Origin of the sequence: uncultured Streptomyces sp. (genome assembly GCF_947488945.1) — a bacterium.
Taxonomy (GTDB): Bacteria; Actinomycetota; Actinomycetes; order Streptomycetales; family Streptomycetaceae; genus Streptomyces.
Window position 1 is genome coordinate 39,661 of record NZ_CANLBS010000006.1, and the last position, 20,285, is coordinate 59,945.

A 20,285-nucleotide genomic window follows, 5' to 3' on the forward strand; every position below is an offset into this window, starting at 1 on the left:
CACAGCGGACGTAACAGAGAGAGGTAATTCCAATGGCTGGACCCCAGCGCCGCGGAAGCGGTGCCGGTGGCGGCGAGCGGCGGGACCGGAAGGGCCGTGACGGTGGCGCCAGCGCCGCCGAGAAGACCGCGTACGTCGAGCGCGTCGTCGCGATCAACCGCGTCGCCAAGGTAGTGAAGGGTGGTCGTCGCTTCAGCTTCACCGCGCTGGTCGTGGTGGGCGATGGTGACGGCACCGTCGGAGTCGGATACGGCAAGGCCAAGGAAGTTCCCGCGGCCATCGCCAAGGGCGTCGAAGAGGCCAAGAAGAGCTTCTTCAAGGTGCCGCGCATCCAGGGCACCATCCCTCACCCGATCCAGGGCGAGAAGGCTGCGGGCGTCGTCCTGCTGAAGCCTGCTTCCCCCGGTACCGGTGTGATCGCGGGTGGCCCCGTGCGCGCCGTCCTCGAGTGCGCCGGCGTCCACGACATCCTGTCGAAGTCGCTCGGTTCCTCGAACCCGATCAACATCGTGCACGCGACCGTGGCGGCCCTCCAGGGCCTGCAGCGTCCCGAGGAGATCGCGGCCCGCCGCGGTCTGCCCCTCGAGGACGTCGCCCCCGCGGCTCTGCTTCGTGCGCGTGCGGGAGCGGGTGCGTAATGGCTCGCCTCAAGATCACGCAGACGAAGTCGTACATCGGCAGCAAGCAGAACCACCGCGACACCCTGCGTTCGCTCGGGCTCAAGCGCCTGCACGACGTGGTTGTCAAGGAGGACCGCCCCGAGTTCCGCGGAATGGTGCACACCGTCCGCCACCTCGTGACGGTTGAGGAGGTTGACTGACATGGCGGAGAACAGCCCGCTGAAGGCCCACAACCTCCGGCCTGCCCCCGGCGCGAAGACCGCCAAGACCCGTGTGGGTCGTGGTGAGGCGTCGAAGGGTAAGACCGCAGGTCGTGGTACCAAGGGAACGAAGGCTCGTTACCAGGTTCCGCAGCGCTTCGAGGGTGGGCAGATGCCCCTCCACATGCGCCTGCCGAAGCTCAAGGGCTTCAAGAACCCGTTCCGCACGGAGTACCAGGTCGTGAACCTGGACAAGCTCGCGACGCTCTACCCCGAGGGTGGAGAGGTCACGGTGGCCGACCTGGTCGCCAAGGGCGCCGTGCGCAACAACCACCTCGTCAAGGTCCTCGGACAGGGCGAGATCTCCGTGGCGCTGCAGGTTTCGGTTGACGCCGTCTCCGGCTCCGCCAAGGAGAAGATCGCCGCCGCCGGCGGCACCGTCACCGAGCTGGTCTGAGACAACTCGGACAACTCGATGGACTGAAAACCCGACCGGGGATGCCTCATTACGAGGCATCCCCGGTTGGTCGTTCCTAGGGGGGCGTGGTCGCCGGTAAGGTGGCGTGCGTCTGTGTGGTAACCCCTGGGCGCCCGCCCGGGGACTTTTCACTCTTTCCGTATTCGTCGATCCTCAAGACCGTCACCTCTACGCATCGCGCGGGGGTCGCAGGAGGCACCGTGCTCACCGCGTTCGCCCGGGCGTTCAAGACGCCCGACCTGCGCAAGAAGCTGTTCTTCACGCTCGGCATCATCGTGCTCTACCGGCTCGGGGCACACATCCCGGTACCGGGGGTGAGCTACGAGAACGTCCAGACCTGTGTCGATCAGGCAAGCAAGGGGAACAACAGCCTCTTCGGTCTGGTCAACATGTTCAGCGGTGGTGCACTGCTGCAGATCACGATCTTCGCGCTCGGCATCATGCCGTACATCACGGCCAGCATCATTCTTCAGCTGCTGACCGTCGTCATCCCGCGCCTCGAAGCCCTGAAGAAGGAGGGGCAGTCGGGCACGGCCAAGATCACGCAGTACACGCGTTATCTGACCGTCGCGCTGGCGATCCTCCAGGGCACCGGCCTCGTCGCGACGGCCCGCAGCGGCGCTCTCTTCAGCAGTTGCTCCGTGGGCGACCAGATCGTCCCCGACCAGTCGATCTTCACGACCATCATCATGGTCGTGACGATGACCGCCGGCACCGCCTGCGTCATGTGGCTCGGTGAGCTCATCACCGACCGCGGCATCGGCAACGGCATGTCGATCCTCATGTTCATCTCGATCGCCGCGAGCTTCCCCGGCGCCCTCTGGGCCATCAAGGAGAGCGGCAAGCTGGCGGACGGCTGGATCGAGTTCGGCACCGTCATCCTCATCGGCTTCGTCATGGTCGGACTCGTCGTCTTCGTCGAGCAGGCCCAGCGCCGCATCCCGGTCCAGTACGCGAAGCGCATGATCGGGCGCCGGTCCTACGGCGGTACGTCCACGTACATCCCGCTGAAGGTCAACCAGGCGGGTGTGATCCCCGTCATCTTCGCTTCTTCGCTGCTCTACATCCCGGCCCTGATCGTCCAGTTCTCCAACTCCAACGCGGGTTGGGCGAACTGGATCAAGGACCACTTCGTCAAGGGCGACCACCCGTACTACATCGCGACGTACTTCGTCCTGATCGTCTTCTTCGCGTTCTTCTACGTGGCCATCTCCTTCAACCCCGAAGAAGTGGCCGACAACATGAAGAAGTATGGTGGGTTCATCCCGGGTATCCGGGCAGGTCGACCTACTGCCGAGTATCTGAGCTACGTGCTCAACCGGATCACTTGGCCGGGCTCGCTGTACCTGGGTCTGATCGCTCTGGTGCCGACGATGGCGTTGGCAGGCTTCGGCGGCGCTAACCAGAACTTCCCGTTCGGCGGGACGAGCATCCTCATCATCGTGGGTGTGGGTCTGGAAACCGTGAAGCAGATCGAGAGTCAGCTCCAGCAGCGCAATTACGAAGGGTTCCTCCGCTGATGCGAATCGTCCTCGTCGGGCCTCCTGGAGCCGGAAAGGGAACGCAAGCCGCGTACCTTGCCGAGAACCTGTCGATTCCGCACATCTCCACCGGCGACCTCTTCCGCGCCAACATCAGCCGGGGCACCGACCTCGGCAAGCAGGCCCGCTCGTACATGGACGCGGGGCAGTTGGTGCCGGACGAGGTGACCATCGCGATGGCCAAGGACCGGATGGAGCAGGAGGACGCCGTCAACGGCTTCCTGCTGGACGGCTTCCCGCGCAACGTGGGTCAGGCCGAGGCGCTCGACACGATGCTCAAGGGCGAGGGCGTCACGCTCGACGCCGTGCTCGACCTGGAGGTCCCCGAGGACGAGGTCGTCAAGCGGATCGCGGGCCGCCGCATCTGCCGGGCGGACAGCGCGCACGTCTTCCACGTGACGTACAACCCGCCGAAGACCGAGGGTGTCTGCGACACCTGCGGCGGCGAGCTGTACCAGCGGGACGACGACACCGAGGAGACGGTGCGCACCCGGCTGGAGGTCTACCACACGCAGACCGAGCCGATCATCGACTACTACCGCGAGCAGGGACTGGTCGTCTCCATCTCCGCGCTCGGCAAGGTCACCGAGGTGACCGAGCGGGCCATGGCGGCGCTCCAGAAGTCCGACGAGGCCTGAGCAGTCCCCACCGCAGTACCACAGCCGGCCGCGGCGCCTCCAGGGCGCCGCGGCCGATTGCGTGCGGCCGTATCGTTGAAGACGGCCGCAGGCCCCCGACCCCTTTCCGACGCAGTCGGTCCCGACGCAGAGAGGCGCCCGAGATGGTGCAGATCAAGACCCCCGAGCAGATCGCGAAGATGCGCGAGGCCGGCCTGGTGGTCGCCGCCATCCACGCCGCCACCCGTGAGGCCGCCGTGCCGGGCGCCACCACCCGCGACCTCGACGAGGTCGCGCGCAAGGTCATCGCCGACCACGGGGCGAAGTCGAACTTCCTCGGTTACGGCGGCTTCCCCGCGACCATCTGCACTTCGGTGAACGAGGTCGTCGTGCACGGCATCCCCGACGAGAAGACCGTCCTCAAGGACGGCGACATCATCTCCGTCGACGCCGGAGCGATCGTCGACGGCTGGCACGGCGACGCCGCGTACACCGCGTTCGTCGGCACCGGCCACGCTCCGGAGCTGATCGAGCTCTCCCGGGTGACCGAGGAGTCGATGTGGGCCGGTATCGCCGCCATGAAGACGGGCAACCGGCTGGTCGACGTCTCCAAGGCGATCGAGTCCTACATCCGTCGCCAGCCGCGGCCGGCCACCGGCAAGTACGGGATCATCGAGGACTACGGCGGGCACGGCATCGGCACCGAGATGCACATGGACCCGCACCTGCTGAACTACGTCTCCCGCAAGCGCGGCAAGGGCATCAAGCTGGTGCCCGGGGTCTGCCTCGCGATCGAGCCGATGGTGTCGCTCGGGACCGCGCAGACCAAGGTGCTCGCCGACGAGTGGACGGTACTGACCACCGACGGCACCTGGTCCTCGCACTGGGAGCACTCCATCGCGCTCACCGAGGAGGGCCCGCTGGTGCTGACCGCTCCGGACTGCGGCCGCGAGCGGCTGGCCGCGTACGGCGTGCAGGCGGCCCCGGACCCCCTGGGCTGACGCCCGCTCCACCCGCGCGTGCGGGTATCGGGAAACACGCATAAGGATCTACGCGGATGGGCAAACTTGACGGATTCGTCTTTTGAACCTCGCTGACGTAGACTGACTCGTCGGCTCTCGTGCATCCGTGTGTCCGTATGTCTGCCACACGGACGAGCAAGAGTCGATCAAGGTAGCCGATTCGAAAGGCGAAGCGTGGCCAAGAAGCAAGGTGCCATCGAAATTGAGGGCACCGTGATCGAGTCCCTCCCGAACGCCATGTTCAAGGTGGAACTCCAGAACGGTCACAAGGTCCTCGCGCACATCAGCGGCAAGATGCGGATGCACTACATCCGTATTCTTCCCGATGACCGGGTCGTGGTGGAGCTCTCTCCGTACGACCTGACGCGTGGCCGGATCGTCTACCGCTACAAGTAGATCTTGTCCGCATCGCGTTTCGGCGCGGTGATGGCACTGACCCGGAGAACCTGACATCCCATGAAGGTCAAGCCGAGCGTCAAGAAGATCTGCGACAAGTGCAAGGTGATCCGCCGTCACGGCCGGGTCATGGTCATCTGCGACAACCTGCGCCACAAGCAGCGCCAGGGCTGACGCACGACCCCCTGCATCTCGCAGTTCTTCGCGCGACGCACGTAATACGTACATACGCAGCACCCGTCCAAGCCACGGCTGACGACACCTCCGGCGGGGGCCGGGGACCCGGACGTACCACTGACAGATCCTGTCGGTCGGCGGTCGGGAGCGGCGCTGCGGAAGACCCCCGATATGACAACTGGAGCCATTGAATGGCACGCGTTTCAGGTGTTGACATCCCGCGCGAAAAGCGCGTGGAGGTTGCCCTCACCTACGTCTTCGGCATCGGGCGCACCCGGTCCAAGGAGATCCTCGCCACCACCGGCGTGAACCCGAACACCCGCGTTCGCGACCTGGCCGAAGAGGACCTCGTCAAGATCCGCGAGTACGTCGACGCCAACCTGCGCACCGAGGGTGACCTCCGCCGCGAGATCCAGGCCGACATCCGCCGCAAGGTCGAGATCGGCTGCTACCAGGGTCTGCGTCACCGCCGTGGCCTCCCGGTCCACGGTCAGCGCACCAGCACGAACGCGCGTACCCGCAAGGGCCCGCGTCGCGCCATCGCCGGCAAGAAGAAGCCGGGCAAGAAGTAGTCCTCAGCGGACGCACTGCGGGCCCCGGTCCTTCCGGGCGGTCGCAGAAACCAGCGGTCTTCGCTGTAGGACCGATCACCTCCCCTCTCCATCTGGAGTAAGACATGCCCCCCAAGGGTCGTCAGGGCGCAGCCAAGAAGGTGCGTCGCAAGGAAAAGAAGAACGTCGCTCACGGCCACGCGCACATCAAGAGCACGTTCAACAACACCATCGTCTCGATCACGGACCCCTCGGGCAACGTGATCTCCTGGGCCTCCGCCGGCCACGTCGGCTTCAAGGGCTCGCGCAAGTCCACCCCCTTCGCCGCGCAGATGGCCGCCGAGTCGGCCGCCCGCCGCGCGCAGGAGCACGGCATGCGCAAGGTCGACGTCTTCGTGAAGGGTCCGGGCTCCGGCCGCGAGACCGCGATCCGTTCGCTCCAGGCCACCGGCCTGGAGGTCGGCTCGATCCAGGACGTCACCCCGACGCCGCACAACGGCTGCCGTCCGCCGAAGCGTCGCCGCGTCTGATGCGTGACGGCCACTGACGGCCGTCCGTGTCCGAAGCACTGCAGTGGGGTCGGGCGGTACCTCCCTCCGGGGACGTGCCGCCCGTACCCTTGTTGTATCTGTCGGGCATCAAATAGTGGGTGCCCACGACTGAAGGACTCACACCATGCTGATCGCTCAGCGTCCGTCGCTGACCGAAGAGGTCGTCGACGAGTTCCGCTCCCGGTTCGTCATCGAGCCGCTGGAGCCGGGCTTCGGTTACACCCTCGGCAACTCCCTCCGCCGCACGCTCCTCTCCTCGATCCCCGGTGCCGCCGTCACCAGCATCCGGATCGACGGGGTCCTGCATGAGTTCACCACCGTGCCGGGCGTCAAGGAGGACGTGACCGACCTCATCCTCAACATCAAGCAGCTGGTCGTCTCCTCGGAGCACGACGAGCCGGTCGTGATGTACCTGCGCAAGCAGGGTCCCGGCCTGGTCACCGCTGCCGACATCGCCCCGCCGGCCGGTGTCGAGGTCCACAACCCGGACCTCGTCATGGCCACCCTGAACGGCAAGGGCAAGCTGGAGATGGAGCTGACCGTCGAGCGCGGTCGCGGCTACGTCTCCGCCGTCCAGAACAAGCAGGTGGGCCAGGAGATCGGCCGGATCCCGGTCGACTCCATCTACTCCCCGGTGCTCAAGGTCACGTACAAGGTCGAGGCGACCCGTGTCGAGCAGCGCACCGACTTCGACAAGCTGATCGTCGACGTCGAGACCAAGCAGGCCATGCGTCCCCGTGACGCCATGGCGTCGGCCGGAAAGACCCTGGTCGAGCTGTTCGGTCTGGCGCGCGAGCTCAACATCGACGCCGAGGGCATCGACATGGGCCCGTCGCCGACGGACGCGGCGCTCGCCGCCGACCTGGCGCTGCCGATCGAGGAGCTGGAGCTCACGGTCCGTTCGTACAACTGCCTCAAGCGCGAGGGCATCCACTCCGTGGGTGAGCTCGTCGCCCGCTCCGAGGCCGACCTGCTCGACATCCGCAACTTCGGTGCGAAGTCGATCGACGAGGTCAAGGCGAAGCTGGCCGGCATGGGCCTGGCGCTCAAGGACAGCCCGCCCGGATTCGACCCGACCGCCGCCGCCGACGCGTTCGGCGCGGACGACGACGCGGACGCGGGCTTCGTCGAGACCGAGCAGTACTGATCGCCTCCGGCGGGGGTGCGCGGGGGGTTGCCCGCGTGCTCCGGCCGGGGTGAGGCGTTGTCCTCGATCGCCGGAGGGCTTGAAGATCGTCCGGCGTGGGGCGTGTCCTCAAGCGCCGGACGGGGTTGATGCCCGTTCGGCACCAGAGACTTCCGGGAGGCGTCCGCCTCACGGGAACTGACACCGGTACCTGATACGGCCGGTGCAGCACACAAGGAGAAACACCATGCCGCGTCCCGCAAAGGGTGCCCGTCTGGGCGGCAGCGCCGCGCACGAGCGTCTGCTTCTCGCGAACCTCGCGAAGTCGCTGTTCGAGCACGGCCGCATCACCACGACCGAGGCCAAGGCCCGCCGCCTGCGCCCCGTCGCCGAGCGCCTGGTCACCAAGGCGAAGAAGGGCGACATCCACAACCGTCGCCTGGTGCTGCAGACGATCACGGACAAGAGCATCGTCCACACGCTCTTCACCGAGATCGCGCCCCGGTACGAGAACCGCCCCGGTGGCTACACCCGCATCACCAAGATCGGCAACCGTCGTGGCGACAACGCCCCGATGGCCGTCATCGAGCTGGTCGAGGCGCTGACCGTGGCCCAGCAGGCCACCGGTGAGGCCGAGGCCGCGACGAAGCGTGCGGTCAAGGAAGACTCGGCCAAGAAGGACGCGGCCCCGGCCGAGTCCGAGGCCGTCGAGGACGCCAAGCCGGCCGCCGAGGCCGACACGGAGTCCAAGGACGCCTGAGCGTTCTGAGACCACGGAACGGGCCCGCACCACCCTTCGGGGCGGTGCGGGCCCGTTCCGCTGTTCCACCCGATTTCCGCACGGGGAGAGTTGAGAGGACGCACGGGTGAGCGACGAGGCAGCGCCCGGTCTGGTACGGGTACGGCTGGACCTTTCGTACGACGGCAAGGACTTCTCCGGCTGGGCGAAGCAGACCGGCCGGCGCACGGTGCAGGGCGAGATCGAGGACGCGCTGCGGACGGTGACCCGTTCGCCGCGGACGTACGACCTGACGGTGGCGGGGCGCACCGACGCGGGCGTGCACGCCCGGGGCCAGGTGGCGCACGTGGACCTGCCCCTGGAGGTCTGGGAGGAGCACCGGGAGAAGCTGCTGCGGCGGCTGGCCGGTCGGCTGCCCCAGGACGTGCGGATCTGGCGGGCCGAGGAGGCCGCCCCCGGGTTCAACGCCCGGTTCTCCGCGCTGTGGCGCCGGTACGCCTACCGGATCGGCGACCGGCCCGGCGGGGTGGACCCGCTGGTCCGGGGTCATGTGCTCTGGCACGACCGGCCGTTGGACGTGGACGCGATGAACGGGGCCGCGGCCCTGATGACCGGCGAGCACGACTTCGCGGCGTACTGCAAGAAGCGCGAGGGCGCCACCACCATCCGGACTCTGCAGAAGCTGCACTGGGTGCGCGACGAGGGGTCCGGGGTGCTGACGGCGACCGTGCAGGCGGACGCGTTCTGCCACAACATGGTGCGGGCGCTGATCGGTGCGGCGCTCTTCGTGGGCGACGGGCGGCGGCCGCCGCAGTGGCCCGCCGAGGTGCTGGCGGCGAAGGTCCGCGACCCGGCCGTGCACGTGGTCCGGCCGCACGGCCTGACGCTGGAGGAAGTGGCCTATCCGGCGGACGATTTGCTGGCGGCCCGTGCCGAAGAGGCCCGCAACGTGCGGACGCTGCCGGGCGCCGGCTGCTGCTGAGCCGGCGGAAGGGCAACCCGCCCGCGCGGGCGGGGGGTTGCCCGGTCCGGGCGCCGTGTCCCGTCAACTCCGGCGCACGGCGCGGGCGATGCGGCCAAGAAGTCCGGACTTCCGGGCCGCCGGCACGATCGCCGGGACCTCGGCGACCTGCACGCGCAGCGACAGGTCGCGGTGCGGCTTGGTCCAGTACGGGGTGACCGTGCGGACCGTGTCGCCCCGGTGGGGGACCGCGGTCAGCGTCTCGGAGAGCTCCGGCGCGCGGGTCGAGCCGAGCCTGCCGGTCTTGGTCCAGCCCAGCGCGGTGAGCCGGACGTAGAGGTCCCAGGCGCCGTCGTCGAGCGGGTGGCCGCCGTCGGCGACGGCCGGGTCCAGGTCCGCCGTGCCGCTGACGGTGAGCGTTCCGTCGTCCGCGCGGTGCGCCCGCGCCTCGGTGGGCAGCCGGTGCTCCGCCCCGGTGGCGCGCTCCCGCAGGACGACCACCGCGGTCGCCCTGTCCGGAGCCGCCCCGCCGGTGAGGGCCTGGCCGGCGAACCGGTCCCGCAGTTCCTCCGGGAGACCGGCGGGCACGAGGGCGGCCCGGCCCTCGGCGTCCGTGGTGACGCCGACCGCGCCGTCGTCGGTGCGCACCTCGGCGGAGAAGCCCAGCCGGAGCGTCCGGTCCGGCAGCCAGTCCACCGCGGTCAGAGTGGGCCGGCAGGCGAGGGACCGCTCCCACCGCGCGAGGCGTACGACGTCCTCGGGGCGGTCGTCCTCGAGGAGGCCCACCGCGATCCGGCGCGACACGGGCAGGCCGTCGACGGCGGTCCGGGACGGCAGACCCGCGAGCGCGGTGCGGATGTCGCCGAGGAGGGCCACCCGCTCGGACTCCTCCAGGTCGAGGAAGGCCTTGCCGGTGATCCGGTCCAGCACCTCGACCCGGAGCCACCGGCGGTGCAGCCGGTCGCGGGCCGGACCGGGCCCGGCGACGGCGTCGACGGCCTTCATCAGCCCGGCCACCGCGCCGTAGAACGCGGCGGGCTCCGGGGCGGGGGTGGCTGCGGCCTTGGGGCCGTAGTGGTAGCAGACCTGGCTGCCCAGCACCGAGGCGAAGCCGGCCCGGAGGTACGCCTCGGCGGCGAACGCCTGGTCCGACAGCGGCAGGTCGCCGGTGGCGAACCGCAGGCCGTGCCGCAGCAGGAAGGCCCGGTCGTAGAGCTTGTTGACGGTGAGGCTGTCGGCCAAGGGGTCCTTGGCCAGGCTCGCGCGCGGGCGGTCGCGCACGAAGAGCTCCTTGGGCAGGGCGCGTCCCTTGCCCGCGAGCTTCCCGACCACGATGTCCGTGTCGTTCTCGACGCCGTACGCGTACATCCGCTCCAGTGCCTCCGGCGCCAGCCGGTCGCCGGGCTCCATGAACAGGACGTAGCGGCCGGTGGCGGCGTCGATGCCGGCGTTGCGGGGCTCGGTGCCGGGGGCCGGGCGTACCGCGCCCTCGGCCTCCCCGACGAGCACGGTCTCGACGGCGCCGGCGGGCAGGCTCTGCGCCTCGACCGAGTCGAGGGTCGTCCGCAGCGCCGCCGCGGCGGCGCCGTCCACCGGGAGCACCACGCTGACCCGGGGCCGCACCTCGACCGGTGCGTCGTCGGACTCCGTGACCGTCAGCGACAGGCCGGTGCCGGGGCCGGTGGCGTGCGGCGCGTGCTCCGCGCGGACGGGGGCGGTGCGGCGGCCCGCGTGCACCTCCGCGGCGGCCGGCTCCGCGGGCGAGCCCCCGTTGCCGAGGGGCACCGTGCGGTCGAAGCCGGCGCCCATCACCCGGATCTGGACGTCCCAGGCGCCGGGGGCGAGCGGGTGGCCGCCGGCGCCGCGCGCCGGGTCGAGCGCGGCGGTTCCGGTCAGCACGGGCCGGACCAGGACCGTGCCGTCCCCGGCCGTCTCCTCCTCCAGCGTGAGCGTGGTGGGCGCGGGGACCGGCCACAGGTGGGCGGTCTCCGCGTGCCGCAGCAGCACGTTCACCCGGAAGGACTTCAACTCGTCGGTGACGTCGAACGGTTCGTCCAGGACGCCGTCGGTGAGGGCGGGCGCCAGCACGTACCGCTCGCCCCGCCGGGCGAGCAGCAGGCCCGGGCCGTCCGGCCGCTCGGCGAACCGGGCGGTGAACTCCACCTTCAGCCGGTCGCGGTCCCAGCGCGCCGCGGTGACCGTGGTCAGGGCGGTGAGACCGGCCTGCCTGCGGGTGTACTCGGTGAGCTCCGCGGGCCTGTTGCCGCGCAGCAGGCTGGAGCGGACCCGCAGATTGGCCGCCAGGCCGTCGTGGACGCCGTCGGTCACGAAGGTCTCGGCCAGTTCGCGTACCGGCTCGAAGGCGTCGCCGTCGAACAGCGGGTCGATGACCGCGCCGCGCGGCGGCTCGCCGACGCGGCCGAGCATCTCGCCCCGGTAGAAACGCCGCAGCAGCCGGTCGCGTGCGGGGCCCGGTTCGGTGCCGTCGGCGACGGTGGCCATGATCTCGCGCAGGTTGGCGTAGTAGCGGCGCGGGTCCATGGCCCGGGTCCCGGCGTTCGCCGCGTCCTCGCGCGCCCAGTAGGTGTAGCAGACGTGGTCGCCGAGGACCGAGACGACGTCGGCCTTGAGGTAGGAGCGGACCAGGAAGAGCTGGTCCTCCAGGATCCAGGGGCCCTCGGGGTGCACGATGCCGTGCTCGCGCAGGAAGGCGGTCCGGAACATCTTGTGCGGGGTGAGGCTGTCGATCAGCGGCGCGTTCCACACCGTGCACCGCTCGCGGGTGGTGCTCATCAGGCCGTACGGGACGCCCCGGCTGCGGAAGTTGCTGGCGACCTTGCCGATGACGATGTCCGACCCGTTGCGTTCGCCCATCGCGTACAGGCGCTCCAGCGCCTCGGGCGCCATCAGGTCGTCGTGGTCGACGAACTGCACGTACGTGCCGCGGGCCTGCTCCACGCCGACGTTGCGCGGCTTGCCGGGCCAGCCCGAGTTGGGGATGGCGGTGGTGCGGAAGTGGGCGTGCCGCTCGGCGAGTTCGCGCAGCCGCTCCGGTGTGCCGTCGGTGGAGCCGTCGTCGACGAACAGGACCTCGAACTCGTCGGGGGAGAGGGTCTGGGAGAGCATCGACCGCACCAGCGGCTCGATGTGGCTTCCGGAGTTGTAGGTCGGGACCACCACGGTCACCTTGATCGCCATGTCGCCTGGGTCTCTCTGTGCTGAGGTGTGGGGTTGCCGCGGGGCGCCGTGCATGCGGCGGGATCAGGCGGCGGGCGCGCGGGCGGCCTCGGAGGCCTGGATCTCGCCGCGGCTGCGGATCTGGCGGAAGGTGAAGTTGGTGAGGTCGTCGCCGGCGCCGTAGACGGCCTTGTCGGCGGTGGTGACGTCCCGCTCGCCGCCGACGAAGCCGCTCACGCTGAAGTAGGCGTAGCGGCCGTAGGCGTTCGAGGTGCGGCGGCAGACCGCGCCGGCGCGGCAGAAGGTGTCGACGCCCGCGCCGCTGAGCGAGGCGACGCCGCCGGAGGCCTCGTCGAGCGCCTTCTTGGCTTCGGCCCCGGTGCCGAAGACCGCTATGCCGACCGTGACCGCCACGCCGTCCTTGCGGTACGTGGCGCGGATGACCTGGTCGCAGCCGTTGCTGGTGAGGATCGCGCCGAGCGCGCCCTGGGTGACCGAGGCGCAGGACGTGGTGCGGTCGGTGGCGCCTTTGAGGTAGACGTCCTTGCCCATGGTGAGCTTCTTGCCGGGGAAGAAGCCGGTGACCGTGATCGGGGCCGTGTCCTTCTTCTCGTCGGTGAGGAAGTCCATCGGGTCCGGCAGCGGGGCGGGCGCCACCGAGGAGAACGTCGGCCCCGGGTCGGAGGGGGCCGGCGGCAGGTCCACGGGCGCCGGCAGGCTGCTGCCGGAGGCGGCCGGCTTGCCGTCCGGGCCCGCGTGCACCACCGCCGTCGCCACGATCGCGGCCACGGCGGCCGTGGCCACCGCCCCGCCGCCGATCAGCAGCCACTTCCTCCGCCGGCTGCGCGCGGCCGACTGCTCGGCCAGTGCCGCCCAGTCCGGTGTCCCATCGGCTCCCGGCCCCCAGGAGGGCCCCCCTTGCCCAAAGCTCATGAGGCGCATCCTAGGGCTTCTGCGCGAACCCGGGGCCAGGGGCCGCGTCCCGGTCGGCAGGGCTCCGCGCGGGGCGGGGGCGGTAACTCGTTTGGGCCAAGGCCGCCGGGACCGCGACAATGCGCTCATGGGACATCTCGAAGCGGGCCATCTGGAGTACTACCTGCCGGACGGCCGCGTGCTGCTCGGCGACGCCTCGTTCCGGGTGGCCGACGGCGCGGTGGTCGCGCTGGTCGGGGCCAACGGCGCGGGCAAGACCACGCTGCTGCGGCTCCTGTCCGGCGAGCTCCAGCCGCACGGCGGATCGGTGTCGGTGAGCGGTGGCCTCGGCGTGATGGGCCAGTTCGTCGGCTCGGTCCGCGACGGGCGGACCGTGCGCGACCTGCTGGTCTCGGTCGCGCAGCCGCGCATCCGGGACGCGGCGAAGGCGGTCGACGCGGCGGAGGAGCTGATCCTCACCGCGGACGACGAGGCCGCCCAGATGACGTACGCGCAGGCTCTCAGCGACTGGGCGGAGGTGCGCGGCTACGAGGCGGAGACGCTGTGGGACATGTGCACCACGGCCGCGCTCGGCGTCCCGTACGACAAGGCGCAGTGGCGCGAGGTGCGCACGCTCAGCGGCGGCGAGCAGAAGAGGCTGGTGCTGGAGGCCCTGCTGCGCGGTCCCGACGAGGTGCTGCTGCTGGACGAGCCGGACAACTATCTGGACGTGCCCGGCAAGCGGTGGCTGGAGGAGAGGCTGAAGGAGACCCGCAAGACGATCCTGTTCGTCTCCCACGACCGCGAACTGCTCTCCCGCGCGGCGGAGAAGATCGTCAGTGTCGAGCCCGGCGCGGCGGGCAGCGACGTCTGGGTGCACGGCGGCGGCTTCGCCACCTACCACCAGGCCCGCAAGGAGCGGTTCGCGCGCTTCGAGGAACTGCTGCGCCGCTGGCAGGAGGAGCACGCCCGGCTGAAGGCGCTGGTGCTGCGGATGCGGCAGCAGGCGGCCAACAGCCCCGACATGGCCAACCGGTACCACGCGATGCAGACGCGCTTCAAGAAGTTCGAGGAGGCCGGACCGCCGCCGGAGCCGCCCCGCGAGCAGGACATCCGGATGCGGCTGCGCGGCGGCCGCACCGGGGTGCGCGCGGTCACCTGCCAGGGGCTGGAGCTGACCGGCCTGATGAAACCGTTCGACCTGGAGGTCTATTACGGCGAGCGGGTCGCGGTGCTCGGCTCCAACGGTTCCGGCAAGTCGCACTTCCTGCGGCTGCTGGCGGGCGAGCCGGTGGCGCACACCGGGGAGTTCAAGCTCGGCGCGCGGGTGGTGGCGGGCCACTTCGCCCAGACGCACGCGCACCCGGAGCTGCTCGGCCGCACGCTGGTGGACATCCTCTGGACGGAGGCCGCCAAGGACCGGGGCGCGGCGATGTCGGTGCTGCGCCGGTACGAGCTGGAGCGCCAGGGCGACCAGCCCTTCGACAAGCTGTCCGGCGGACAGCAGGCGCGCTTCCAGATCCTGCTGCTGGAACTGGCCGGCACCACGGCGCTGCTGCTGGACGAGCCGACGGACAACCTCGACCTGGAGTCGGCCGAGGCGCTGCAGGACGGCCTGGAGGCGTACGACGGGACGGTGCTGGCCGTCACGCACGACCGGTGGTTCGCCAAGTCCTTCGACCGCTACCTCGTCTTCGGCTCGGACGGCGTGGTCCGCGAGACGACCGAACCGGTCTGGGACGAGCGGCGCGTCGAGCGGGCCCGCTGACGGGAGCCGCTCCGGCGGACGGCCGGGCCGGGGGCGCGTACCGCCTCCGGCCTGCGGTGTTCGTCTCCCGGGTGGGGGATGCGTGATACTGGGGGCGCCCCCGGCCCGCGGTCGCACCGCGCGAGGGGTGCAGAAGGTCTTCTCCGGAGGACCCGTCCGGGGGCCATTTTGACCCGCACGGGTGCTCAACGGTATTCTTCTGGTTTGTTATGCGTATTGGCTTGGTCGTTCTCACGCGAGGGGCCCTTACGCCGGTCCACCGGGCCGATGACCAGCGGCAGGCACTCGGGTTGCGTCCCCGTAGCGCCGCCAAGGCTGGTGTGATCGTCCGGGTGGCCTTGTCAGGACTCCACTCACTGAAGAAGCGAAGGCTACGACCGTGCGTACGTACAGCCCCAAGCCCGGAGATGTGACGCGCCAGTGGCACGTCATTGACGCGCAGGACATCGTCCTGGGCCGTCTGGCCACCACGGCCGCGAACCTCCTCCGAGGCAAGCACAAGGCGATCTACGCCCCCCACATGGACATGGGCGACTTCGTCATCATCATCAACGCCGAGAAGGTCCACCTCTCCGGCAACAAGAAGACCCAGAAGATGGCGTACCGCCACTCGGGCTTCCCGGGTGGTCTCCGCTCGGTCCGCTACGACGAGCTGCTCGCCAAGAGCCCCGAGAAGGCCGTGGAGAAGGCCATCAAGGGCATGATCCCCAAGAACACCCTGGGGCGTCAGATGCTCTCGAAGCTGAAGGTGTACGCGGGCGACCAGCACCCGCACGCCGCGCAGCAGCCGGTCCCGTACGAGATCACCCAGGTCGCGCAGTAGTTCCGGCCTCCCCCTAAGACCAAAAGAAAGATCTGAGGAGAATCGTGGCCGAGACCACTGTTGAGACCGTCGAGGGCACCGAGGGCGAGGAGACCTTCGCCGAGGTGACCACCTTCGAGTCCGAGGTCCCCGTCGAGGGTGAGTACACCAGCGAGTCGCTCGCCGGCCGCTTCGGCGACCCGCAGCCCGCCGCCGGCCTTGGCCGTCGCAAGAACGCCATCGCCCGCGTCCGGATCGTTCCGGGCACCGGCAAGTGGAAGATCAACGGTCGCACCCTTGAGGACTACTTCCCCAACAAGGTGCACCAGCAGGAAGTCAACGAGCCCTTCAAGGTGCTCGAGCTCGACGGCCGTTACGACGTCATCGCCCGCATCTCGGGTGGCGGCGTCTCCGGTCAGGCCGGCGCCCTGCGCCTCGGCGTGGCCCGTTCGCTGAACGAGGCCGACGTGGACAACAACCGCGCCACGCTGAAGAAGGCCGGCTTCCTCTCCCGCGACGACCGTGCGGTCGAGCGCAAGAAGGCCGGTCTCAAGAAGGCCCGCAAGGCCCCGCAGTACAGCAAGCGCTAAATCCCGCCTGCTTCACACGTTCGCCCCGGCGGCACACTCCGTGCTGCTGGGGCGTTCGTTTATCGCCCCTCTCGGGCGTATAACGGCATAAGACATTGATAGGCATGTCCGACCCGGTTGCTCCCACAGGGTGCGATTGCGGGTGGCTTTGTCGTTCTGTGCCGCCTTCTGTTTGTTGGGCTTGTGTGGTTGTCGGAGCATCTCGGAGGACACCAGTGGGACGACTCTTCGGTACGGACGGCGTACGCGGTGTCGCCAACGCGGATCTGACGGCTGAGCTCGCGCTCGGCCTCTCGGTCGCGGCGGCGCACGTACTCGCCGAGGCGGGCACCTTCGCCGGGCATCGGCCGACCGCCGTGGTCGGGCGCGATCCCCGGGCCTCCGGAGAGTTCCTGGAAGCCGCCGTGGTGGCGGGCCTGGCCAGCGCGGGCGTCGACGTCCTGCGCGTCGGCGTGCTGCCGACCCCGGCCGTGGCGTACCTCACCGGCGTGCTCGGCGCGGACCTCGGCGTGATGCTCTCCGCCAGCCACAACGCCATGCCGGACAACGGCGTGAAGTTCTTCGCACGCGGCGGCCACAAGCTCGCCGACGAGCTGGAGGACCGCATCGAGAACATCTACGAGCAGCACCGCACCGGCGAGCCGTGGGCCCGTCCCACCGGCGACGGCGTCGGCCGCGTCACCGACTACGTCGAGGGCTTCGACCGCTACGTCGCCCACCTCATCGGCGTGCTGCCGAACCGGCTCGACGGCCTGAAGATCGTCCTGGACGAGGCGCACGGCGCGGCCTCGCACGTCTCTCCCGAGGCGTTCACCCGCGCCGGGGCCGAGGTCGTCACCATCGGCGCCGACCCCGACGGCCTGAACATCAACGAAGGCTGCGGCTCCACCCATCTCGACCTGCTGCGCGCCGCCGTGGTCGAGCACGGCGCGGACCTCGGCATCGCGCACGACGGTGACGCCGACCGCTGCCTGGCCGTCGACGCCGCGGGCGAGGAGGTCGACGGCGACCAGATCCTGGCCGTCCTGGCGCTCGCCATGCGCGACGCCGGCACCCTGCGCAAGGACACCGTCGTCGGCACCGTGATGTCGAACCTCGGCTTCAAGCTGGCGATGGAGCGCGAGGGCATCCACCTCGTGGAGACCGCCGTCGGCGACCGGTACGTCCTGGAGGCCATGAAGGCCGAGGGGTACGCGCTCGGCGGCGAGCAGTCCGGACACGTCATCGTCCTGGACCACGCCACCACCGGCGACGGCACCCTCACCGGCCTGATGCTCGCCGCGCGGGTGGCGGCGACCGGCCGGACCCTCGCGGACCTGGCCGGGGTCATGCGGAAGCTGCCGCAGGTCCTCATCAACGTCCCCGACGTCGACAAGTCCCGGGTGTCCACCTCCTCGGAGCTGGCCGTCGCGGTCGCCGAGGCGGAACGCGAACTGGGCTCCACCGGCCGGGTGCTGCTGCGCCAGTCCGGCACCGAGCCGCTGGTCCGGGTCATGGTCGAGGCCGCCGACATCGGCCAGGCGCGGGCCGTGGCGGGGCGACTCGCCGACGTGGTGAAGTCCGCGCTGGGCTGATCTCCCGTCAGGCCACCGCGCGCGGGCGGCCGGTGACCGCCACACTGCCGTCGAAGGGCCACGGGCCCGTCGGCGGCAGTGGTGCGTCCGGGGGCGGGCGCGCTGTGGGGCGAGGGTCGCGGGGCCGGGTGTGCGGCGGGTCGCGGGGCGGGCGGCCGGCGGGGCGCGGGCGCGCCGCGCCCGCCGGTGGGACCGGGGGCCGGGTGCGACGCGACGGCGGCGCGTCCCGGCCGGCTGACCGTGCCGTGCGGGACTCGGCCCGCGCCGGGTGACCGTCACCCGTCGGGGCAGGCCCGTGCCGGGTGACCGCCCGGTGCGGGGGCCCGCCCGCGCCGGGTTCAGCCCCGGCGCGGCTTCCCTCCGGAAGCCGCCGACCGCCGCAACTGGGCGGCCCAGAGCACCTTCTGGGCGAGCAGGGTGAGGGTACCGGCCAGCACGATCCCGCCCAGGTTGGCGAGGAGCTGCTGCGCGGAGCCGACCGTCTGCGCGTAGTCGGAGTAGCTGAACGCCACCGCCGCGTTGGCCGCCGCCGGGACCGTCGTCACCGAGATGGTCACCCCGATCAGCGCGGCCGACTTCGACGAGGTGAGCGACAGGGTGCCGGCGATCCCCGCGAGGAACGCCACCACGAACGACATCGAGTCCGGCCGCCAGATGAATCCGGTGTTCGGCCGGTCCGCCTCGATCATCTCCCAGGTGAAGAGCCCGCAGACGTCCATCAGCCAGGCGAAGCCGGCCGTCAGCACCATCGCCGCGGCGAATCCGCCGACCAGCGCCACCAGCGAGCGGACCACCAGCCGGGGTGCGCGCTGCACCAGCGCGGTGGAGACGCCGGCCAGCGGCCCGAACTCGGGCCCGACCGCCATCGCCCCGACGATCAGGATCGCGTTGTCCAGCATCACACCGACCGCCGCCAGCATGGTGGCGAGCGTCAGGAACGCGACGTAGGTGACGCTGAACGTCGACTCCTCGTGGGTGACCTCCGTCAGCTCCTCCCACAGCACCGCGTCCGCGCCGTCGCCCGGCGCCCGCTCCTCGGCCTCGTCGGCCCGCGCGGACAGGGTCAGGGCGGGGTTCTCCACGGTGATCGAGCCGGTCTCGTCGAGGCCGAGTCCCCGCAGCGCCTCGATCAGCGGGTCGCCCGCCTCCCGCGCGACGTCGCAGAGCACCAGGTCACCGGCGGGGGAGCGGGCCGCGCCCGGCATCACCACGAGGTGCGCGGTGCCCACGCTGTCTTCCAGCATCCGCACCACCTCGTCCGTGCGGTCGGCAGGGACGATCAGGCGCAGGTGCAGCACGGGGGCAGTCCTCCCAGGAAGCGTCACGGACCGGGCCGGCCGGCCGAACCGTCAGAGTTTGCGCAGCGACAGCCGCTGGACCTTGTGGTCCGGGCCCTTGCGCAGCACCAGGGTGGCACGGCTGCGCGTCGGGGCCACGTTCTCCAGCAGATTGGGCTTGTTGATGGTCCGCCACATCGTGCGCGCGTACTCCAGCGCCTCCTCCTCGGAGACCCGGGTGTACTTGGTGAAGTACGACGACGGGTCCTGGAACGCCGTGTCGCGGAGCTTGCGGAAGCGGTTGAGGTACCAGCTCTCGATGTCCTCGGCGCGCGCGTCCACGTACACGCTGAAGTCGAAGTAGTCCGCGAGCCCGACCCTGGTGCGGCCGTCCTTGCCGGGCAGCGCGGGCTGGAGCACGTTGAGCCCCTCGACGATCAGGATGTCCGGGCGGCGGACGGTGAGCCGTTCGCCGGGCACGATGTCGTAGATCAGGTGCGAGTAGACGGGTGCGGTCACCTCGTCCTTGCCGGACTTGATGTCCGCGACGAACCGGGTCAGCGCCCGCCGGTCGTACGACTCCGGGAAACCCTTCCGGGAGGTCAGCCCGCGCGCCTTCAGCTCCTCCATCGGCAGCAGGAACCCGTCCGTGGTCACCAGCTCCACCCGCGGGTGCTCCGGCCACCGGGCCAGCAGCGCCTGGAGGAGGCGCGCGCTGGTGGACTTGCCGACCGCGACACTGCCCGCCACCCCTATGACGAACGGCGTCCCGCGCTGCGCCCCGTGCCCGTTGCCCGCGTCGCCGAGGAAGGTGTTCAGCGCGCCGCGCAGGCCGGAGGTGGCCTGCACGTAGAGGTTGAGGAGCCGGGAGAGCGGGAGGTAGACGTCCCGCACCTCGTCCAGGTCGATGACGTCCCCGAGCCCGCGCAGCCGCTCGACCTCCTCCGCCGTCAGCGGCAGCGGCGTCCTGTCGCGCAGCGCGCTCCATTCGTCACGCGAAAGGTCGACGTAGGGCGTCGGCGCGTGCTCGGTGCGGCGCGGGGTGCCCCGTGGCGGCGAAGTGATCACACGTTCATTGTTACGGGAGTTTGAACGGGACGGGGGGTGGGGTCGGTCACGTGACCGCGGGGTTGCGCGCGGGCGGGGCGTGGGGGTGCCCGGTTCGCCACGGCACCGGGTGCTTCGCGGGCAGTGGTGGGGCGGTCC

Annotated in this window: 21 protein-coding genes; 17 read left to right on the forward strand and 4 right to left on the reverse strand. The window is 70.4% G+C overall.

Annotated elements, in window-relative coordinates; translation table 11 throughout:
• Positions 1-32 precede the first annotated feature (32 nt).
• The 13 genes from rpsE to truA all read left to right on the forward strand — a co-directional run bounded on the left by rpsE (position 33) and on the right by truA (position 9,000).
• A complete protein-coding gene (gene rpsE / locus Q0994_RS11100; RefSeq protein WP_056796577.1) occupies positions 33-638 on the forward strand; it encodes a 30S ribosomal protein S5 in 606 nt (201 codons plus the stop codon).
• Positions 638-820 carry a 50S ribosomal protein L30 gene (gene rpmD / locus Q0994_RS11105; protein WP_018550611.1) on the forward strand — a complete coding sequence of 61 codons (183 nt, stop codon included), beginning with the start codon at positions 638-640 and terminating at the stop codon, positions 818-820. The genes rpsE and rpmD overlap by 1 nt, the downstream gene beginning before the upstream one ends.
• A gap of 1 nt (position 821) precedes the next feature.
• Positions 822-1,277: a 50S ribosomal protein L15 gene (gene rplO / locus Q0994_RS11110; protein WP_266705201.1), complete on the forward strand. Its 456-nt coding sequence runs from the start codon at positions 822-824 to the stop codon at positions 1,275-1,277.
• Between the two features lie 221 nt (positions 1,278-1,498).
• Positions 1,499-2,818 carry a preprotein translocase subunit SecY gene (gene secY, locus Q0994_RS11115; protein WP_299532281.1) on the forward strand — a complete coding sequence of 440 codons (1,320 nt, stop codon included), beginning with the start codon at positions 1,499-1,501 and terminating at the stop codon, positions 2,816-2,818.
• Entirely contained in the window at positions 2,818-3,477 is a 660-nt protein-coding gene (locus Q0994_RS11120; protein ID WP_299532284.1) for an adenylate kinase, read from the forward strand. The genes secY and Q0994_RS11120 overlap by 1 nt, the downstream gene beginning before the upstream one ends.
• Before the next feature lie 143 nt (positions 3,478-3,620).
• Positions 3,621-4,457 (forward strand): type I methionyl aminopeptidase, encoded by an 837-nt coding sequence (map, locus tag Q0994_RS11125; RefSeq protein WP_299532286.1) that lies wholly within the window; start codon positions 3,621-3,623, stop codon positions 4,455-4,457.
• A gap of 195 nt (positions 4,458-4,652) precedes the next feature.
• A complete protein-coding gene (infA, locus tag Q0994_RS11130; RefSeq protein ID WP_003956442.1) occupies positions 4,653-4,874 on the forward strand; it encodes a translation initiation factor IF-1 in 222 nt (73 codons plus the stop codon).
• Between the two features lie 60 nt (positions 4,875-4,934).
• Positions 4,935-5,048 (forward strand): 50S ribosomal protein L36, encoded by a 114-nt coding sequence (rpmJ, locus tag Q0994_RS11135; protein ID WP_003956441.1) that lies wholly within the window; start codon positions 4,935-4,937, stop codon positions 5,046-5,048.
• 194 nt (positions 5,049-5,242) lie between these two features.
• Positions 5,243-5,623 carry a 30S ribosomal protein S13 gene (gene rpsM, locus Q0994_RS11140; protein WP_018519286.1) on the forward strand — a complete coding sequence of 127 codons (381 nt, stop codon included), beginning with the start codon at positions 5,243-5,245 and terminating at the stop codon, positions 5,621-5,623.
• Between the two features lie 104 nt (positions 5,624-5,727).
• On the forward strand, positions 5,728-6,132 hold the full coding sequence (gene rpsK / locus Q0994_RS11145; RefSeq protein ID WP_003956432.1) for a 30S ribosomal protein S11: 405 nt from the start codon (positions 5,728-5,730) through the stop codon (positions 6,130-6,132).
• A gap of 145 nt (positions 6,133-6,277) precedes the next feature.
• Complete coding sequence (locus Q0994_RS11150) at positions 6,278-7,300, forward strand: DNA-directed RNA polymerase subunit alpha (protein ID WP_024491600.1); 1,023 nt, start codon at positions 6,278-6,280, stop codon at positions 7,298-7,300.
• A 226-nt stretch (positions 7,301-7,526) separates the two neighbouring features.
• Positions 7,527-8,039, forward strand: a complete 513-nt coding sequence (gene rplQ, locus Q0994_RS11155; RefSeq protein WP_299532311.1) for a 50S ribosomal protein L17 — start codon at positions 7,527-7,529, stop codon at positions 8,037-8,039.
• Positions 8,040-8,145: 106 nt separating this feature from the next.
• Positions 8,146-9,000 carry a tRNA pseudouridine(38-40) synthase TruA gene (truA, locus tag Q0994_RS11160; protein WP_299532313.1) on the forward strand — a complete coding sequence of 285 codons (855 nt, stop codon included), beginning with the start codon at positions 8,146-8,148 and terminating at the stop codon, positions 8,998-9,000.
• A gap of 63 nt (positions 9,001-9,063) precedes the next feature.
• On the opposite strand, the gene Q0994_RS11165 is transcribed toward truA, so the two are convergent.
• A complete protein-coding gene (locus Q0994_RS11165) occupies positions 9,064-12,177 on the reverse strand; it encodes a glycosyltransferase (RefSeq protein ID WP_299532315.1) in 3,114 nt (1,037 codons plus the stop codon).
• A 63-nt stretch (positions 12,178-12,240) separates the two neighbouring features.
• Positions 12,241-13,089 carry a hypothetical protein gene (locus Q0994_RS11170; protein ID WP_299532317.1) on the reverse strand — a complete coding sequence of 283 codons (849 nt, stop codon included), beginning with the start codon at positions 13,087-13,089 and terminating at the stop codon, positions 12,241-12,243.
• A gap of 127 nt (positions 13,090-13,216) precedes the next feature.
• Here Q0994_RS11170 and Q0994_RS11175 point away from each other — a divergent pair, with 127 nt between their 5' ends.
• The 4 genes from Q0994_RS11175 (at position 13,217) to glmM (ending at position 17,802) form a co-directional block, all read left to right on the forward strand.
• Entirely contained in the window at positions 13,217-14,836 is a 1,620-nt protein-coding gene (locus Q0994_RS11175) for an ABC-F family ATP-binding cassette domain-containing protein (RefSeq protein ID WP_299532318.1), read from the forward strand.
• 379 nt (positions 14,837-15,215) lie between these two features.
• Positions 15,216-15,659: a 50S ribosomal protein L13 gene (rplM, locus tag Q0994_RS11180; RefSeq protein ID WP_299532320.1), complete on the forward strand. Its 444-nt coding sequence runs from the start codon at positions 15,216-15,218 to the stop codon at positions 15,657-15,659.
• A 44-nt stretch (positions 15,660-15,703) separates the two neighbouring features.
• Entirely contained in the window at positions 15,704-16,228 is a 525-nt protein-coding gene (gene rpsI, locus Q0994_RS11185) for a 30S ribosomal protein S9 (protein ID WP_299532323.1), read from the forward strand.
• Positions 16,229-16,443: 215 nt separating this feature from the next.
• Positions 16,444-17,802: a phosphoglucosamine mutase gene (glmM, locus tag Q0994_RS11190; RefSeq protein WP_299532326.1), complete on the forward strand. Its 1,359-nt coding sequence runs from the start codon at positions 16,444-16,446 to the stop codon at positions 17,800-17,802.
• Between the two features lie 338 nt (positions 17,803-18,140).
• On the opposite strand, the gene Q0994_RS11195 is transcribed toward glmM, so the two are convergent.
• Together Q0994_RS11195 and coaA are read right to left on the reverse strand one after the other, a co-directional pair.
• The gene (locus Q0994_RS11195; protein WP_299532328.1) at positions 18,141-19,100 is read right to left on the reverse strand and encodes a DUF389 domain-containing protein; all 960 of its coding nucleotides are present in this window, start codon (positions 19,098-19,100) and stop codon (positions 18,141-18,143) included.
• Positions 19,101-19,151: 51 nt separating this feature from the next.
• Positions 19,152-20,147 carry a type I pantothenate kinase gene (gene coaA, locus Q0994_RS11200; RefSeq protein WP_299532330.1) on the reverse strand — a complete coding sequence of 332 codons (996 nt, stop codon included), beginning with the start codon at positions 20,145-20,147 and terminating at the stop codon, positions 19,152-19,154.
• Positions 20,148-20,285: the final 138 nt, after the last annotated feature.

Excerpts from the sequence above, each read along its gene's own strand:
- rpsE (WP_056796577.1), top strand. The coding sequence starts at position 33 with ATGGCTGGACCCCAGCGCCGCGGAAGCGGTGCCGGTGGCGGCGAGCGG.
- rpmD (WP_018550611.1), top strand. The coding sequence starts at position 638 with ATGGCTCGCCTCAAGATCACGCAGACGAAGTCGTACATCGGCAGCAAG.
- rplO (WP_266705201.1), top strand. The coding sequence starts at position 822 with ATGGCGGAGAACAGCCCGCTGAAGGCCCACAACCTCCGGCCTGCCCCC.
- Q0994_RS11120 (WP_299532284.1), top strand. The coding sequence starts at position 2,818 with ATGCGAATCGTCCTCGTCGGGCCTCCTGGAGCCGGAAAGGGAACGCAA.
- map (WP_299532286.1), top strand. The coding sequence starts at position 3,621 with ATGGTGCAGATCAAGACCCCCGAGCAGATCGCGAAGATGCGCGAGGCC.
- rpmJ (WP_003956441.1), top strand. The coding sequence starts at position 4,935 with ATGAAGGTCAAGCCGAGCGTCAAGAAGATCTGCGACAAGTGCAAGGTG.
- rpsM (WP_018519286.1), top strand. The coding sequence starts at position 5,243 with ATGGCACGCGTTTCAGGTGTTGACATCCCGCGCGAAAAGCGCGTGGAG.
- rpsK (WP_003956432.1), top strand. The coding sequence starts at position 5,728 with ATGCCCCCCAAGGGTCGTCAGGGCGCAGCCAAGAAGGTGCGTCGCAAG.
- Q0994_RS11150 (WP_024491600.1), top strand. The coding sequence starts at position 6,278 with ATGCTGATCGCTCAGCGTCCGTCGCTGACCGAAGAGGTCGTCGACGAG.
- rplQ (WP_299532311.1), top strand. The coding sequence starts at position 7,527 with ATGCCGCGTCCCGCAAAGGGTGCCCGTCTGGGCGGCAGCGCCGCGCAC.
- Q0994_RS11165 (WP_299532315.1), bottom strand. The coding sequence starts at position 12,177 with ATGGCGATCAAGGTGACCGTGGTGGTCCCGACCTACAACTCCGGAAGC.
- Q0994_RS11170 (WP_299532317.1), bottom strand. The coding sequence starts at position 13,089 with ATGAGCTTTGGGCAAGGGGGGCCCTCCTGGGGGCCGGGAGCCGATGGG.
- Q0994_RS11175 (WP_299532318.1), top strand. The coding sequence starts at position 13,217 with ATGGGACATCTCGAAGCGGGCCATCTGGAGTACTACCTGCCGGACGGC.